Here is a 15,899-nt window from a genome sequence, read left to right as displayed (position 1 = left end):
ATGCGTACCGCGCACAGAAAAATATGTAAAGGACGACGCAATGTCCAACCCTTCAGTTACAGCAACGATCAGTGCAAACGATCTCGCGTCGCCAAAGCTGCGCGAGCTGATCGCGACGCTAAAGCAAGCCGAGCGTGTCGCCAAAGAGGCCTTCAGCGGCGACGGCATGGGTAAACACGCTGGGGGCATCAACACCGCTACGGCTGCCGCGCAAAAGCATCTGGGCGTCCTGCATCAAATCCACTCGGCGCATAAGGCCATCGCTGCGACGGTTGCGGGATACGCGAGCCTGAGAGTCGCACACGCTGGCGTCGACGCGATCAAACACGCAATTCCATACCTGCGAGAAGATCAGTCGATTAAGGCGCGCACCGGCTACAGCGAAGCCGAGATGAAAGAGCTTCGCAAGCAACAGAACGCGCTCGCAGCGCGTACGGGCAACAGCGTGGAGTCCACTCAGAAGACCCACGAGATATTTGGGCGCCTGAAGTACGACGCGCGGACCAACCTTGCAATCACCGACCCGACTGCGGTTGGCGCAAAGGCCATGGGCGTTACGGCGGAGCACAACGCGGAACTCATGGAGGCGATGATTTCCCAATACGGCGTTCATTTCGAAAGCCCGGCAGACGCACAGCGTAAGGTCAAACACCTGAACGACCTAGCGGCGGTAGCCACGAAGAAATCCAACATGTCCTTTGAGGACGTGCTCGACTACACCCGCTATTCCGCTGCGGCGGCCCATACGGTCAACGTGTCGCCCGAACAGAACCTCGCCATGGGCATGGCCCTTCGGCGCAGTGGCATCGTGGGCAGTGAAGGTGGCGTCTTCGCCAGACAATTCTTCGCGCGCATGATGGCGCCGACAGCGAAAGGTCGTGAGGCTGCCGCGCAAGCTGGGATCAACTTGGACGAATATTCGTCGCATGGAACGATCTCCGGCGAGGGTCTGAGCGCGAGCTTGGCCCGTAAGTTCGGCAAGAGCCTGTCGAAGCAGGCAATCGACACGTTCAACCGCACCATTGAAGAGCAAGGCGACAAGCTACTGTCTGATCGCGGTAAGTTCGCTGAGGCCGTAGTCAAGGCCCGAACGTCTGATGGCGAAAAGCTCTCAGAGACCGACAGAAAGCATCTCACCAAAACCGCGAACGATTACTTCGACCTGACCAAGGGCGGCATTCGCGGCGGCGAGCTGCTCGACGCGATGCTGAACGCGAACAACCCCATGCTGTTGCAGGCGTTCCTTGGCGACAAGCAGGGCGCTCGCGCAAATGCGCTATTGGGTGCCCGCGATCAGTACAACGAAGCGAAGAATGATCAGCTCCACGCTGACGGCTACAGTCAAAGAGTCTTTGAGGAAATGTCGAAAGGTCTTGCAGCCGCGACGGACAGGTTAAGCGCCTCGTTCGATGCTCTGCAAAATACTCTCGTGAAAGCTTCAGAGGGCTGGATCACCCCGCTGGTAAACGGGGCCACGGCGGTCGCGAATGCGTTCAATACGCTCAGCCCGTCCATGCAGTCCTTTGCCACTCAGTTCGCTGCGGCGACTACAGCCGTGGCTGGGCTGACGGCGGGAGGCATGTTCGTCAAAGCGTTCGCGACGCTCACCACGTCGGCGGTCGAAGCGTCCGCAGCCTTGCAGAGGTTGGCGGGTAGCGCTGCGATTGCGGGTGGTGCAAACGCAGCCGGAGGTGCGGCAGGGGCCGCCAGTAAGCTCGGCAAGATCGCTAGCGTCGGCACGGCGGCTACGCTACTCGGTGCGGGTGTCCTTGAGACAATCCTGTTCTTGCAGAGCATTCCGCCTTCAAACAGCAACCTCAACCCAAGAGTTGGAGGCGGGCGTAGAGTTATCCCCGGAATGATTAATACAGACATCCCGTGGGAATACGACTCCGACAACCCGAACCCCAGGACTGGTGGCGGGCGTAGAGTGCTGCGGCCTGATGCTATTTTGAGGCCTGACATCGGTCGGTTGCCATCAGTCGATATGGGCATTCAGTCTCAGGGCTGGCAGGACTCCATCATAGCAGGCTCAACACGACCCTCGCAGGGATGGGGTGACGCTATTCTGAGGCCGGACATCGGTCGTCTGCCTTCGGCCGATACTGCGCGCATCATTCAGTCTCAGGGCTGGCAGGACTCTATCATAGCGGGATTAGCGCGGCTCCCGCAGGGAATGAGCGACGCTATCCTGAGATCGGACATCGGTCGTCTGCCTTCGGCCGATACTGCGCGCATCATTCAGTCTCAGGGCTGGCAGGACTCCATCATTGCGGGCTCAACGCGGCCCTCGCAGGGATGGGGCGACGGCAAGGTATCAACGTCGACCGAAGTCCACGGGACTGTGAGCGGCGAGGCTGAGATGCATCAGAACATCACGGTCACCGTCGAGCCGTCCGCTTACCTTCAAGCCGTCGTGGCTCGTGCTGAAGCGGCTGCACGCGTTCAACTCAACGGCCAGCTCGGCACTGGAATGCAGGGACCTGGCGACAATTCGGTCAAGCCCACACAGGGGCCGCCGACAGGGGAGCAACAATGACGATGCTATTCCCACAAACGTGGCGCGCAGGCATGCAGCGTGTCAGCGCAGCCATTGACGACAACATGGGCGAACCCGTTCTGGTTATGCCCGTGACTCCGGGGAGGCCTAACTTCCCCGGAGCGCCTCAGCCTGACAGGGCTGTGACTGTGACCGCTGTCTTCATGGCGAAGCCTGAGACCGTGGTGATGGGCGATAACAAGGTGCATGCGCGCGGCCATTCGCTGAGCCCGCTCATAACCACAAGCGTCCCCATCTTCACTTTCGATCGCAAGACGCTGCCATGGCCGTTGCTGCAAGGATGTCGCATCACGCTCATTCGCACGGGTGAAGCCTTCGAGGTAACAGACATCAAGTCTGACAGCGTTGCGCGTATCGAAGTCAAGGTCGTTCGGCTCGGCAGGGGCGTAGAGTGAGCAGTGTAGTCAAACTGCAATTCGCGCCGCGCACTGCGGCCGTCGAGGCTGATACGCCCGATGTCCTCGCACACGCGCTCGCGAAGCTGAGGCAATGTGGGGGCGATGCAATCAACGTGCTTCGCCTCACTGACGAACTTCCCGAAGTCGTGTTGCCGTTCCTAGCGTGGGCGGCTTCACGACGGCAGGACATTCCGGCTCGCGCCATTCGGGTCGTGATGAAATGCTGCGGCGAGCCGATGCTTGAGAGAGCGCTTGGCCTTCAGCGCTTGCGGCAACTGAAGCAGAGATACGGGGAGATCAGCGGGCCGTTCGCTGCGCTCTGATCGTTCTAGGTCGCAATGGGCGTCAGTTTTGTAATGAGCGTAACCTTACAAAAATCCCGTAAAATCAGTGACGTAGATCGGATTTGGCGTTGACAGAAACGGCACGGTTGTGCATTGTATGGTTGCACGGTCGATAGATCGTGTGGGGCCTAAGAACCCCATTAGAGGCGCCCAAAGCGCCGAACGTCAACGGCGCTATTTTTGTGTCCGGATTTCCGTTTGACGTTCAGCTATGGCGGGAGGGCCGCGAAATAAGGCTGGAAACAGCACGAATAAGCGCGCCTGTCCTCTACAGGTTCTTAGCCTCCCGCCGCCAGCGGGGGCTTCCATCAGTCTCTGCGGCGTTTCACTAAGAAGCCTGTAGGGGAACTAAAATGGAAGTCATCCGCAACGTCTCGAACTCGAAGACCTTCAACACCGCAGTCGATACAGCCATCGTCACACGCATCAGCCTTGAGCGCGACCCGGTAGACGGGGCTTGGTGCGAGACTCACTCCCGCCTGATGCACAAACCGAACGGCAAGCTCTATCTGATCGAAGAGACGCAAGAGCCGGGGGCCGCTCCGGCCTTCTACGGGGCGCGATGCCCAACCTACCCCAATTGCACGGGGGGATGCGGCCTCGGCTGTACTCATGAGGTCGAGCCCGACGAGGGGCGGAAGCGTGAAGTCGTAAGGGCTATCAGCCGCAAGCATGCAATAGCTTGGCTGATCAACCACCCGGCGCGTCGCCCGGGTACAGCCGCCGCTGAGCGCGAGCGCGCTGAACGGCTTTTGTCTGCGGCCTGAGTGCGTGCGCACCAACGAGCTGACCGAATATTTCAAAGGAGCAAGGGAACCATGCGTACCGTGATTAGCCAACGTGAAGACGTGGAAAAGCATATTCGCGACCGACTCTCGGAGTTGCTGTTCAAAAAGAAGCGCTTATCCGTGGCACAGTCCAATGAAGTGCAGGCACAAGTTTTCGAACACATAAAGCTCTGTGAGTACGGTCACCTTAGCGGTTTGGATGCTGAACTTACGGGACTTTTGAACAAGTACTACGGATTGACCATCCAACTTTACCGATTACGTCACCCGCGCGCGGCTCCAAAACCGATACCGGGGCGTATAAGCAACGCCAAGCTTGAAGCAATACTAGAAGATACTAGTAAAAAAGTGCGCGAACTGACGGCTGAAAAAGATCGGCTTCGCGCGAGAAAGAAAACCGGCAAGAAAGACCGCCTGTAGGCGTATGAGTTTAGCTTAGCGGCGAGCGGCCCACACACGGGCCGCTTTTCGTTTGTAAATTGCCGCACGCGGGCCTCGTCAGCTTTTGGAAAGCTAGCCCGAATACACAGCCACATTGAGATTAGCGGTATGTGGTAGGGACAGCGCTATCTAACCAGAACGGTCCGGCGCCGAGTCACGTCACCGCTAATCTCAATCGCAGCGCGGGTGCGGTAGGGACAGCGTCTGATCCAACGCAACCGAACAGCGCCGAGTCGCGCCCGCACTGCCTGCGATCTAGCACGCATAATTCCTCACGGACACTCAGGGAGGGAGAGGAGGTTGTTCGGCTGAATTCCATCCACTGTTGTCTTGATGTACTTGTGTCGGCCGTCAGTGGCGACGATGACTTCGACAGTGACGCCTGATTCTTCGACGTAGTACTCCCACTCGCGGCTTTCGAGGTCTCGGATAGTCTCCTTAACGGATAGCTTCCATCGCGTTCCGTCTGAATTCAGCCCGCCGACGTATTTGATTCTCTCATGAGCGCTTCGCCGGTCGGTCTTGTTTATGCAACGAATGCGCACGCGTTTGGGCATGCTGGGTGTCTCCTGTTTCGGCAAGCTGTCGGACCAGATTAGAGAGTGCCTGACGACGTGGGGCCGACCGATTCTGGTAGTTGTGCCACGGGCTTTCCGGACGATACTTTCCGCCGTCAGCTTCAGACGCTTGAGGCTGGCCGTGTTGAAGTTAGCGGGGCGTGGTAGGGACAGCGCCTCTAGTTCCAGCTCGGGGCGCCGAGTCACGTTGCCGCTAACTTCTACAATAGGTCCAAATGGACGGTGATCATCAGCGTGACAAACCTTCGCCCGCAGAGCTGAGACGTTCGGAGCGGATACTACGCGCCGATCAGATCGCGCCTCGGGGCCTCACTAAGGCCGACGCGGCCGCCTATTGTGGCTGCTCCAAGGACGCGTTCAATACGTGGATTAAGAAGGGCTTGGTGCCGGAGGCTATCCCCGGCACTCAGCGTTGGGATCGCAAGGCGATTGATTGGTATCTGGACCGGGCGTCTGGTCTTGCTACCGATGGCGCTTCAAGCGATCCGCTGGCAGACTGGCTGGCTTCTAGACGTGCAGGCCGGTGAGCGCGATCTGGGGTCTATAACCATCACGGACACTCAGGGAGCGAGAGGAGATTGTTCGGCTGAATTCCGTCCGCTGTTGTCTTGATGTACTTGTGCCCTTCGTGTTTGGCCACGATCAAACCAGCCGTGAGCCCGTCTTCCTGGATATAGAATTCCCACGCGCCGCTTTCGATGTCTCTGATAGTCTGAACGACAGATTGCTTCCACTGACTTCCGTTCGAATATACCCCGCCGATGCTGCTGATTCTCTCGTGTGGATTCGTCCTGTCGGTTTTACTGATGCAACGAACGCGTGCGAGTCTGGCCACGGGGGTCCTCTTCTTCCGCATGCAAAAAGAGCAACCAGCTTAGCGTTCAGTGGCGGACCATGCTGCCGACCAATTCAGGTAGTTGTGCCAGTTCTCGTCCCCACCAATTTTGATAGGTTCCAAGGCCACTTCTCAGCGATACAAAGCGGTCGCACCTTGAGAACGCAGCCTCTCGGGAGCAAAGGTGGCTAGCTCGTGCCCAGAGACGGGCTAGCCACCACCGCTTGAGACGCCTGTAGGGTACAGACCAAAGGATGCACATATTCGAGCGGCACATCACAGCCCTACGGCTGCAAGCGCTTGAGGTGCTTGCAGCCAATCAGGCCCGCGCGGCCGATCAGTCTTTGAGCCTGGCAGATCGCCAAGTCGCGACATTTGATGCAGAGGAGGCTCGGGCAGTGTTGGGCATACTCGATAACGTGAAGCCCAATCTTAGGCCGAAGGACGCGCGGCGGATCGCTGCGCGCATACGCGATCTTCTAGAGGGTGCGGGGTGAACGCGCCGCAGTTTAGCCACTCCGACAACCTTAAGTGCAGACTTTCAGTGTGCGTCGATTTCATCACCTATGGAGTACAAAAAAATGCGCAACGTTGGGACTGTCGCCGACTCGTTAGTTAACGGCCCCTCAATCGGGCTACGTGACCGCGTAGAGCAGTTTTCGCCGGAGGACGCGGCTACGATCTTCGCCGACTTCTGTGCGAGACACGACGCCAGCCGCCATGACAACCTCTATTTTCTCCTCAGGGACCGCCGTAAAACCTAGGCGAATCAGAACTGATCGGCTGCGTCGAGCCGCGCCAAGCGGCAAAGGGGACCAGCCCCAACCTTCGAGGAAGGGGCTGGTCACCAACGCTAGATCACGTAGCAGCGCTTTGAACGCGAGCAGCCGGAGCTGTATAGAAAACGGCAGGCGGAGCGAGCAAAAGGAAAGAAGTAGAGGCGGGACGCGCTCTGCTTCGCAGCCGTTGTCAACCCACGACGTGTGTTACCTGTTGTTCAATCGCTGCAACTGCCTCTCGCTTCTCTTCGAACATGTGCCAACGGGCATACACGCCGGTCACACCTTTATCGTTGTGGTTCAGCAACGCCTTGACGTAATCGACTGGCAGCCGTGCTGCCTGAACGATTGTCGCGGCCGTTCGCCTGAGGTCGTGGGGCGTGAAGGCTACCAGCTCTTTGTCTTCCAACAAGCGCCGCACAGCCTGGCTCATAGAGTGGCGCGCAAGCACCCCAACGCTTTCGAAGCGACTGGCGAACACGGGTCTGTCACTTTTGTCCTCTCCCTTCTCTGGCTTGCCGATCTCCAAGGCCGCTTCGATCAACTTGACCGCCGTCGGGGAGAGCGGGACTGTGTGCTTGGCTTTCTTGTTCTTCGTCCGTACAGCGGGAATGATCCAGTGGGGCTTTTCCCCGTCGAGACCGTGAAGCTCGGAACGCATCATGCCCGCGACTTCGCCCGGGCGCTGGGCTGTCAGCAATACGACTTTCAGCGCTAAGCGCGTCCCGTCCGTGATGCCCGCTTTCTCATCGTTGAGGATCGCAAAGAAGGCTTTCAGTTCGTCGAGCGTGAGAACGCGGTCCTTCTCGACTTCCTTGCCGCCAACTTTCTTCATGCCGTGCAGAAAGTTCTCAGTCAAAATCTCCCGGTCGTTCGCATACCCCCACATGGTGCGGATAACTGATTGGGTCCGGTTTGCCGAAGACGGAGAGGTCTCAGCGATCTCTTCGAGGAACTCCCTAATCTCTCCCCGGGTAATCGAGCCCACTGAGCGCTTACCGAACTTCGCCCTGGGGCGCTTCAGGTATCCTTCGTCGTTTTTCCAACTGCTCTTGCGCGGTTTGCCGGTACGGGGGTCGACGGCCTTGATGTACGCGAGGTATTGGTCGCACAGCTCCCCGAACGTGAGGATGCCCTTCCTGTGCTCGACAAGCTGGCGCTCTTGTGCGGCCTTGGGGTCCTCGCCCTGGCCATTCCTGGCCTCTTCCCGGTCGCGAGCCTCCCGGGCGAGCTTGAGGCTGAGGCCCGGGGCCTTGGCGCCATAGAGGCCGAGCGTCACGCGGCGCATGCCGCCCTTGGCGCGGGAGCGATAGGCGAAGGTCCATTTGGCCACGCCAGACGGCGGGCAGCGCAGGACCAAGCCGCCGCCGTCGCTCAGCTCAATCCGCTTCCGGCCGTCCTTGGCCTCCGCAATGGCTTTTTCGACCGCCTTACTCGCGAGCCTATTTCGACCGGTAGCCATGCCCTTCGCCCCTCTAGCGCCCTAGTCTGTAATGATGTGCCGGAGGCGGTTATAGCCAATTTGGGAAACTTTTGGGAAACATTGGCCTGGGGTTTGGTGGTATCTGTTGGTAACCACTGCGCATTAGAGAGCTGAGCTATCCGATTGAGAAGTGGAGATTATTGGTCATCCGTGGGCATTGCCGATGTTTGTCGCTGTTCGGCCTCGGCATCACTGGGAGACTAGGGGTCGGAGGTTCAAATCCTCTCGCTCCGACCATTTTTTCTCAACTCATTTGTCGGTCGGTCGTCGGCGCGGAGCCTGCTCCCGCCGGTGACATGTGCACGACGGTCCGTCGCGACGGCGGACGCCGGAAACCAAAATGCCGAAAACAACCCCATGCACGGTAGCGATGCCAACGGCTGAATGACGTTTTTCCGAATCCATTTGACGCGTCGGGCAAAACAGGATGTGGCGTCATCGTGCCGGATTGTGGATGGGCCTCGTGGCCAGCAAATAGCGTCCGCAGCTCGGGGCACCGCTTCAGCTACCTCAGATGCCCCACCATCCTTGTCGTCTCTTCCGCCAGCACCATCACCGTCTTCTCCGACAGCATCTCGGCCTGGCTCAGCACCGAGTTGTGCGCGACGGCCTCGATCGTGGCGGCGTTCGTTGAAGGCGCGATATGTGCAAGCGCAGCCGCCCGGCGGCTTTTGATGTCGCGAGTGTTGTCGCTAACGAACGGGCGACGCTTTTTGAGGCCGTGGCGTCAGCCTGGTTTGATATGCGATCTGACTGCATTGGCATCGCACGCAAGGTTTGCAGCAAGACGTCAGTCGCCACACCGCCTGCACACATTCCTTCGGCCGCTTGGCCAAAATCGACGAGGCTATGATACGTCGGGCCTCGGGCCTTCGCGAGTGGGGCAAGCCAAGCAGCATGTCCAAGCGACTCAGCCCATTGAAATACAGTTCCTGTGTTGAGAACGGGATGTTGGAGTCGCGCGGGTCGGAGATCAGGAATATCCTGCGCGGGTTATCCGGTATTTTCCTCAAGGAATCATAAGGATCAAAAAGACTTCGGTCTTCAAACGGCTGACCCATCCCCTCGCCGTCAATCGTGCGCGATACGCCGCAGCCGGAGAAGAAAGGACGACGCACTGAAGATCATTGCGCTGGGCAAGGAACTCTGCCGCAAACGTCCCGCCTCCGCGATGCCCTCCAAGCACCCAGCGGCCGATGTGATAGCGTGATGTCAAGGTGTCGGTACGTGCCAGGCCTGGCCAGGAAAATGAACGGCACGCCGTATCGTCTGAATTGCTCCTCGGATTGCTCGATCATCGCTGCAATACCCAGCCTGCAGCGTAGTATCTGAGGCAGTATCCGTTGCTCTCTACGCTGACCCAGACTGCCGTTTGACGCGCCTCCATCTCTTTGCATGCCTCAGGCGAAATCTGCGTTCCGTTAATGACTTTAACTGGATCGAACATCTCATCGTCGGGCCGGGGACTGGGCGAAAGACGACATCAGGAGCGAACTATGCGCTGATGCCGACGCCGGGGGGGACGGCGGGCACGTGCGATCATCTTTCGTGAGGTGGCTTAAGGATGTGACGTGATCATCGTCACAGAGCGCGCTGACGCGAACGGTCCGGCGCTGGCGGTGCCCGCATGGAGGGATAAGGCGGCCCCCGGGGCGTTTCCTCCTGGATCAGTCGTCCTGGTAGCCGTCGATCCGGCACCAGTAATTTTGCGGGGCCCTCAGGCGTGGCCCTTGATCTCGTAGTGACCCGGCACGCATTTGTAGCGCTCGAGACGCCAGTTGGCGTGATAGATCGGATGCTCGCCCATCCATTTCGCCAGCGGTGCCTGTGCACCGATCGCACACTGCATCATGGACATTTCGGGCGTCATGTTGCTATCGGTCACGATTTCCTCGACGCAAGCGCCCGAGGCGGATGCGCCCAGCCGGCAGAGCACGGCAACGACTGTCACGAACATTCCTGTCACCTCTCATCGCTAGTTTCAGACCACAAAGAGGATGCAAGCGGAGTGCCAGAGCCTGTGACACAAACAACACGCTGGCCCTGACAACTCGACCCGGCGTCCACCTTCATTTGACGATTCGGATTGTAAAAATTGCCCCTAAACCGAAGCCGGACAAATACGGGAGCCGGAAAGGGCGGGCACTTGTAAGCGCCGCGCCGCTTTCCGCCTGTGAGGCCGCTCACGGGGGGTGGGCATGCCGATAGGCTCGGTTTGGTATGGATACTCGCCGGGCGCGCGGGACCGCCACAAGACCGCGGGATACGCGAGGGCGATTCCGTACTCGTCGCGCCGATGCATTCTCTGTTCAGCATGACGACGAGGCGATGGTCGTGCGCGTCCTCGCCATCGCGGACGAGAATGGCATGCGGTCATCATCGATGGCGACGTGCCGCACTCGAGCCTTTCGAATAGTCCGCAGGCCGAAATAACGGATGCCGGCCCATGGCGGCGCCGTTCTGCTTTTACGTGCGAATGCGACGCTGCTACATTTTGCGGGCGGCTGCGTGAGCTGCGCAGTGACAAGAAACATACCGACAAGGGGAGGGGCCGAAAGTCCCATGAAGGATTTTGCTGGAAGGATCGCGGTCATCACCGGCGGCGGCACGGGAATGGGGCGCGAGCTAGCGCGGCAGCTCGTTGCCGAGGGCTGCAATGTCGCGATGTGCGATGTCTCGGAGGCCGCCATGGCCGAGACCAAGCGGCTGTGCGAGGTCGAGAAGCTGCCGCAGGGCCTGCGCGTCACGACCCATGTCGCCGACGTCGCGATCGAGGATCATCTCAAGCGCTTCCGCGACGAGCTCGCCCAGCAGCAGAAGACGGACAGGATCCATCTCTTGTTCAACAATGCCGGCATCGGCGGCGGCGGCAGCCTGTTCACCAACACGCGCGAGCAGTGGGAGCGCACCTTCAACATCTGCTGGGGCGGGGTCTATCTCGGCGTGCGCACCTTCCTGCCGATGCTGGTCGCGGCCGACGAGGCCCACATCGTCAACACCGCCAGCGTCAACGGCTTCTGGGCCTCGATCGGCATGAACCAGGCGCACACCGCCTACAGCTCGGCCAAGTTCGCGGTGAAGGGATTTACCGAAGCGCTGATCAACGACCTTCGCCTGCACGCCCCGCACGTCAAATGCTCGGTGGTGATGCCCGGCCATATCGGCACATCGATCGTCTCCAATTCGCGCAAGGTGCAGAGCGCGGACGGCTCGGAGCGGCTCAACGCCGACGAGGTCGCGCTGACCCGCAAGCGCATGGTCACCGCCGGCGTGCCGGACGCCGACAAGATGTCGGACGAGGACATCCAGGCGGCATTCGCCGAGCGCGCCCGCAGCTTCCTGGAGGATGCGCCGACGACGGCCGCGCAGGCTGCGAAGATCATCCTCGACGGCGTCAAGGCGGAGCGCTGGCGCATCCTGGTGGGCGAGGACGCCAGGCGCCTCGACGAGCGCGTCCGCGCCACGCCCGAGCAGGCCTACGACCGCGCCTTCTACGAAAGCTTTACGCAGGAGGTCGGCTGGCGACTCGGTTGAGTCTGCTTCGCCGTGACGGCCGGCGGCGCGCGGATATGGGTATGATGATCGTCATGACAAGAGGTGCGCAGGTCATTTGACGTGCCACCTCTTGCCAAATATTCGCAGCCGCATGACGAATTGGAATGTCACGCATGCGAGACGGTCCATCGTTCAAGCATCGTTCAAGCGATGGTGATCTCAAACACCTGTAATGGCGCGCGCGGCAGCTTGGTTGCCGAAGCAAAATAGTTTACTCAATCAGGAGTAACGCGATGATAGAGCGTAGCTCCGATGATGCCCGCATGCCTCTCCGACCCCTGGACCCTTTGCCCGGAGAGAGAGGACATCTCCGCTGAATTCACGCGGCTCCTCACCGCGGCCCAGGAGGGCGGTGCCACGATCGCGGAATGCCTGATGATCGCGCGCCAGCTCAAGCGGGGCGACGAGCAATCCTGGCATCGCGAGTGGAAGAAGCTTGCGCGGACCAATCGCCACCGTGCCGAGGCCGCGTTTGCCGAAGGCCACATGGCGACCGCGCAGCGCAACTGGCTTCGCGCCCTCAACTACTACGGCGCAGCCGCAATGCCGCTCGATCCGGCCGACGAGCGCCGCTGGGTTGCGGTGCTGGCGATGCGGGAATGTGCCCGCCGCTATCTCACGGCGCGCGCGCCGGCGGGCGAGGTCGTGACGATTCCCTGGGTCGAGGATCATGCGTTGCAGGGCTACTTCCTGCCCGCGCCGTCGGTGCGAGGGCGGGCGCCGACGGTGATCTGCATCGGCGAGCCTGGACACCGCAAGGAAGAATTCCTGTTCAAGCTCGCCCCGCATGCGCGCGAGCGCGGACTGTCGATGCTGGCGCTGGACCTGCTCGGCGACCAGCGCGACGACTACACCGATGCGCTTCTGCAGCGTCGCGACCTCGAGAGCTCGATTGCGAGCGTCATGGATTATTTGGAAACGCGCGACGACGTCGATTTCGACCGCGTCGCCATCGTGGCGGACGGGTGGGGCTCCTCCTTCGTGGCGCGCGCGGTGTTGCAGGAGCCGCGGCTGGCTGCGGCGGTCTGCGACGGCGGCCTGTGGGATCTGCACGAACGATCCTTCTTCGCCAGCCGTTTTGCGATGAGCGACCTCAGCATCGTCCCGGTGCCGCATGCGCCGCTGATGGCCTCCAGCGCCGAGTGCCCGGTGCTGATCACGCTCGGCGAGGAAGGCTGGCTCAAGGCCGACCGCGCACGTCAGATCGTTCAGCAGTCCCGGCTCGCCAGCTCCGACATCGCGCTGAAGGTGTTCACCGCGGCCGAGACCGGCGCGGCGCAGGCCCATGCGGACAATCCGAGTCTTGCCAACGAATACATCTTCGACTGGCTGGAGACGCGGCTCGGCGCCGGACGGCGCGCCTGAGCGCCTCGCGTTTCAGAAATCGAGCGAGATCCTGACGCAGGCCTTCTCCAGCCTCGTCTTCAGCGTCGCGAGCTTGGCGGTGAATTCCGTCAGTTCGTTCTCGTCGAACTCCTGGAAGACGAATTCGCGGATCGTCTTGTACTGCTCGTTGAGGCTCGCGATGTGCTTCTGGGTCTTGTCGACCAGGGACAGCCGCACGACCCTCGCGTCGGTCGGCGAGGGCCGCCGGCGGAGCAGGCCCTTCTTTTCCAGCAGCTTGGACTGGGTGGTGACGAACGAGGGATCGACGTGGAGCAGCTTGGAGACGACGTTGACGGGCACGCCGTCGTCCTTGTCGAGGTCGGAGATGGCCATCAGGATCAACCATTGCGGGCCGCTGATGCCGAGCGTTCTCGCCCAGAACTGACGCAGCTCCTCCAGATACATGTTGATCGAGGATATCTCCCAGGTGAAGCGCCTGATGATATCCAGATTGCCGATGGAGCGCAGGCGCGCTCCTTCTTTCCTCGTCGCGGACACAGCATCACTCCCGTGAAACGATTCTTCAGGCCGGTGTTCGTGCGGGGCATAGTCCACGCAAGCCTGTCCTGACGCAAGTGCAGAGCAGGGTAATTTTGTCACTAAAACTACAAAGATGAGCAGGTCAGCATATTCGGCCACTCCGGGTGTTGCGTTCGGGGCACAGGTTTAGTGAAACCACAAAGCTGATCTAATAAACTATTTTGATTAGTGTAATGGAGCAGGCATATTGCTTCGCGACGGTGGGGGGTACTCGATCGTCCCGTTGCAGGTGGTTCGCTCACGTCCCTCGCGTCGAAAGCGGGTGTGTCCGAAAGCGCGAAGCGGCCGAGCGGATTTGAAGAGACGGGGATCTGGGGGGCCTCACGGTCCAGTCTCCGTAAAATGAGCAACTTGGAGGTTTTAAATGAAAATGGTGAAGAGCCTTTTGCTCGGCACTGCGGCGGCTCTGATCGCCGTCGGCGGAGCTCAGGCGGCTGATCTTCCGGTCAAGGCCAAGGCGGTCGAATACGTGAAGGTCTGCTCGCTCTACGGCGCGGGTTTCTACTACATCCCGGGCAGCGACACCTGCATCAAGCTCGGCGGTTATCTGCGTGCCGAAGTGGCGCTCAATGCCGGCGGCAACTACAACGGCCAGTACAGCAACGTGTTCGCGGCGAACAACCGTCTGACGAACTACTACTCGATGCGCGCTCGTGAAGACCTCAACATCGACACGCGCACCGCGACCGAGTACGGCGTGGTCCGCACCTATTTCGACGCGGTCTTCACCTGGACGACCGGCAACTATGTCGGCACCGGTTCGGGAACGGGCGGCACCCAGTACAGCGGCACGCTCGGGCTCAACGCTGCGGGCACGGGTCTGGTCGGATCGAACGGCGGCGCGGTCAATGGCACCGACGGCGCGATTTCGGGCGGCGCGCTCGGCGTCTACTACGCCTTCATCCAGTTCGCAGGCTTCACGCTGGGTAAGGCGGTCTCGCAGTTCGACGCGCCCTGGATCAACTATCCCGGCAACAACTTCGACCAGCTCGTCGGCGGCAGCGGCACCACCAACGGCGTCGTTCAGGCCACCTACACGGCCGATTTCGGCCAGGGCGTGACGGCCGCGTTCTCGGTGCAGGACCAGACGCAGGTGTTCCAGACCAACATCTGGAACACTGCCGGCATGAGCACCACCGGCGTCCTCGGCGGTGCCTACGGCTCGAACAACCTCGGCGGTACCCGCGCTCCCGACATCGTCGGCATGGTCCGCGTCGACCAGGCCTGGGGCCTGTTCCAGGCGTCGGTCGCCGCGCACGACAACCATGTCGGCTACTATGGCGCCACCGAAGTCACCGGCCATCCCGAGGACAAGTGGGGCTGGGCCGTCCAGCTCGCTCTGCAGATCAAGAACATCCCGACCGGCGCCGGCGACGTGATCAACATCTCGGGCGTCTACACCGACGGTGCGAGCCGCTACAACTTCCAGGAACTGGCCGCGACCAGCTACTCGATGTTCGGCAGCTCGAACGCGGCGTATCAGAGCATCGGCTTCGCCGGCGTGTCTGACGCGGTGTTCGGTCCGGGCGGCGGCCTCGAGCTGACCAAGACCTACGGCTTCCGTGGCGCCTACACCCACAACTGGAGCCCGTACTGGAACACGGCGCTCTACGGCGCGTGGGCTGCGGTCAACTACAGCAGCACGGCCAAGGGTCTGATCTGCGGCAGCGCCGCGTTCGCTACCCTGACCGGCACCTGCAACCCGGACTTCAACATCGGCCAGGTGGGTGTCATCACCCGCTGGACGCCGGTGAAGAACCTGACCTTCTCGGCTGACTTCACCTACAGCCATCTCGACCAGAAGTATTCCGGCGTGATCACGACCGGTGCACTGACGGGCGTCGCCAAGCCGGCGGCCACCTACGAGCTGAAGGACCAGGACACCTACAGCATGCTGCTGCGCGCCCAGCGCAACTGGTAAGCTGGGGTCCATCGGACTCGATGAAGCCCCGGCGGGGAAACCGCCGGGGCTTTTCCTTGACAGAAGGAGTTCGGGAAAACAGGAGGCCTCTGCCGGGAACGAAGACGAGCCATGCGATTCGATCCCTTCAAACTTATTTACTTACCTGAGTTAATCAGCTATATAGAGCTCGGCCAGATACGAAAGTTGCGGCTCTTAGCTTCACGCTAAGCCTCCAGGAACCTCCGGTGATGCCCCGCCGGAGGTTTTTCTTTTGGGCAAGCGTTTTCGAGCGACGTGGATAACCGGTTC

General features: G+C 60.6%; 12 protein-coding genes. 7 read left to right on the top strand and 5 right to left on the bottom strand.

All coding sequences use genetic code 11. From position 1 onward, the window contains the following. Positions 1–40: 40 nt before the first annotated feature. The 4 genes from ACNJYB_RS22330 (at position 41) to ACNJYB_RS22315 (ending at position 4,510) form a co-directional block, all read left to right on the top strand. Positions 41–2,539 (top strand): phage tail tape measure protein, encoded by a 2,499-nt coding sequence (locus ACNJYB_RS22330; RefSeq protein ID WP_439368503.1) that lies wholly within the window; start codon positions 41–43, stop codon positions 2,537–2,539. Further along, positions 2,536–2,955, top strand: coding sequence for a hypothetical protein (locus ACNJYB_RS22325; protein ID WP_439368502.1), 420 nt, complete (start codon positions 2,536–2,538; stop codon positions 2,953–2,955). Before ACNJYB_RS22330 ends, ACNJYB_RS22325 begins: the two co-directional genes overlap by 4 nt. Before the next feature lie 700 nt (positions 2,956–3,655). Further along, positions 3,656–4,069: a hypothetical protein gene (locus tag ACNJYB_RS22320; RefSeq protein WP_439368501.1), complete on the top strand. Its 414-nt coding sequence runs from the start codon at positions 3,656–3,658 to the stop codon at positions 4,067–4,069. A 51-nt stretch (positions 4,070–4,120) separates the two neighbouring features. Next, positions 4,121–4,510 carry a hypothetical protein gene (locus ACNJYB_RS22315; protein WP_439368499.1) on the top strand — a complete coding sequence of 130 codons (390 nt, stop codon included), beginning with the start codon at positions 4,121–4,123 and terminating at the stop codon, positions 4,508–4,510. A gap of 293 nt (positions 4,511–4,803) precedes the next feature. Here ACNJYB_RS22315 and ACNJYB_RS22310 read toward each other — a convergent pair whose 3' ends face one another. The 4 genes from ACNJYB_RS22310 to ACNJYB_RS22295 form a co-directional block, all read right to left on the bottom strand. Next, on the bottom strand, positions 4,804–5,088 hold the full coding sequence (locus ACNJYB_RS22310) for a DUF3892 domain-containing protein (RefSeq protein ID WP_439368498.1): 285 nt from the start codon (positions 5,086–5,088) through the stop codon (positions 4,804–4,806). A 571-nt stretch (positions 5,089–5,659) separates the two neighbouring features. Next, on the bottom strand, positions 5,660–5,965 hold the full coding sequence (locus ACNJYB_RS22305) for a DUF3892 domain-containing protein (RefSeq protein ID WP_439368497.1): 306 nt from the start codon (positions 5,963–5,965) through the stop codon (positions 5,660–5,662). Between the two features lie 948 nt (positions 5,966–6,913). Next, positions 6,914–8,185, bottom strand: coding sequence for a tyrosine-type recombinase/integrase (locus ACNJYB_RS22300; protein ID WP_439368496.1), 1,272 nt, complete (start codon positions 8,183–8,185; stop codon positions 6,914–6,916). 1,738 nt (positions 8,186–9,923) lie between these two features. Next, positions 9,924–10,163: a hypothetical protein gene (locus tag ACNJYB_RS22295; RefSeq protein WP_027547402.1), complete on the bottom strand. Its 240-nt coding sequence runs from the start codon at positions 10,161–10,163 to the stop codon at positions 9,924–9,926. 605 nt (positions 10,164–10,768) lie between these two features. Between ACNJYB_RS22295 and ACNJYB_RS22290 the strand changes: the two genes are divergently transcribed. Then, positions 10,769–11,740 carry an SDR family NAD(P)-dependent oxidoreductase gene (locus ACNJYB_RS22290; protein WP_439368495.1) on the top strand — a complete coding sequence of 324 codons (972 nt, stop codon included), beginning with the start codon at positions 10,769–10,771 and terminating at the stop codon, positions 11,738–11,740. A gap of 273 nt (positions 11,741–12,013) precedes the next feature. After that, positions 12,014–13,126 carry an alpha/beta hydrolase family protein gene (locus ACNJYB_RS22285; RefSeq protein ID WP_439368494.1) on the top strand — a complete coding sequence of 371 codons (1,113 nt, stop codon included), beginning with the start codon at positions 12,014–12,016 and terminating at the stop codon, positions 13,124–13,126. 12 nt (positions 13,127–13,138) lie between these two features. Here ACNJYB_RS22285 and ACNJYB_RS22280 read toward each other — a convergent pair whose 3' ends face one another. Then, positions 13,139–13,645: a MarR family winged helix-turn-helix transcriptional regulator gene (locus ACNJYB_RS22280; protein ID WP_439368493.1), complete on the bottom strand. Its 507-nt coding sequence runs from the start codon at positions 13,643–13,645 to the stop codon at positions 13,139–13,141. Between the two features lie 406 nt (positions 13,646–14,051). On the opposite strand from ACNJYB_RS22280, the gene ACNJYB_RS22275 reads away from it, so the two are divergent. Further along, on the top strand, positions 14,052–15,608 hold the full coding sequence (locus tag ACNJYB_RS22275) for a porin (protein WP_439368492.1): 1,557 nt from the start codon (positions 14,052–14,054) through the stop codon (positions 15,606–15,608). Positions 15,609–15,899 lie beyond the last annotated feature (291 nt).

This window comes from Bradyrhizobium sp. SMVTL-02 (genome assembly GCF_051853005.1).
Lineage (GTDB): Bacteria > Pseudomonadota > Alphaproteobacteria > Rhizobiales > Xanthobacteraceae > Bradyrhizobium.
The sequence above is the reverse complement of the archived record's forward strand: the minus strand, read 5'-3'. Positions and strand labels throughout refer to the sequence as shown.

Excerpts from the sequence above, each read along its gene's own strand:
- ACNJYB_RS22275 (WP_439368492.1), top strand. The coding sequence starts at position 14,052 with ATGAAAATGGTGAAGAGCCTTTTGCTCGGCACTGCGGCGGCTCTGATC.
- ACNJYB_RS22310 (WP_439368498.1), bottom strand. The coding sequence starts at position 5,088 with ATGCCCAAACGCGTGCGCATTCGTTGCATAAACAAGACCGACCGGCGA.
- ACNJYB_RS22315 (WP_439368499.1), top strand. The coding sequence starts at position 4,121 with ATGCGTACCGTGATTAGCCAACGTGAAGACGTGGAAAAGCATATTCGC.
- ACNJYB_RS22305 (WP_439368497.1), bottom strand. The coding sequence starts at position 5,965 with ATGCGGAAGAAGAGGACCCCCGTGGCCAGACTCGCACGCGTTCGTTGC.
- ACNJYB_RS22285 (WP_439368494.1), top strand. The coding sequence starts at position 12,014 with ATGATGCCCGCATGCCTCTCCGACCCCTGGACCCTTTGCCCGGAGAGA.
- ACNJYB_RS22295 (WP_027547402.1), bottom strand. The coding sequence starts at position 10,163 with ATGTTCGTGACAGTCGTTGCCGTGCTCTGCCGGCTGGGCGCATCCGCC.
- ACNJYB_RS22320 (WP_439368501.1), top strand. The coding sequence starts at position 3,656 with ATGGAAGTCATCCGCAACGTCTCGAACTCGAAGACCTTCAACACCGCA.
- ACNJYB_RS22290 (WP_439368495.1), top strand. The coding sequence starts at position 10,769 with ATGAAGGATTTTGCTGGAAGGATCGCGGTCATCACCGGCGGCGGCACG.
- ACNJYB_RS22330 (WP_439368503.1), top strand. The coding sequence starts at position 41 with ATGTCCAACCCTTCAGTTACAGCAACGATCAGTGCAAACGATCTCGCG.
- ACNJYB_RS22325 (WP_439368502.1), top strand. The coding sequence starts at position 2,536 with ATGACGATGCTATTCCCACAAACGTGGCGCGCAGGCATGCAGCGTGTC.
- ACNJYB_RS22300 (WP_439368496.1), bottom strand. The coding sequence starts at position 8,185 with ATGGCTACCGGTCGAAATAGGCTCGCGAGTAAGGCGGTCGAAAAAGCC.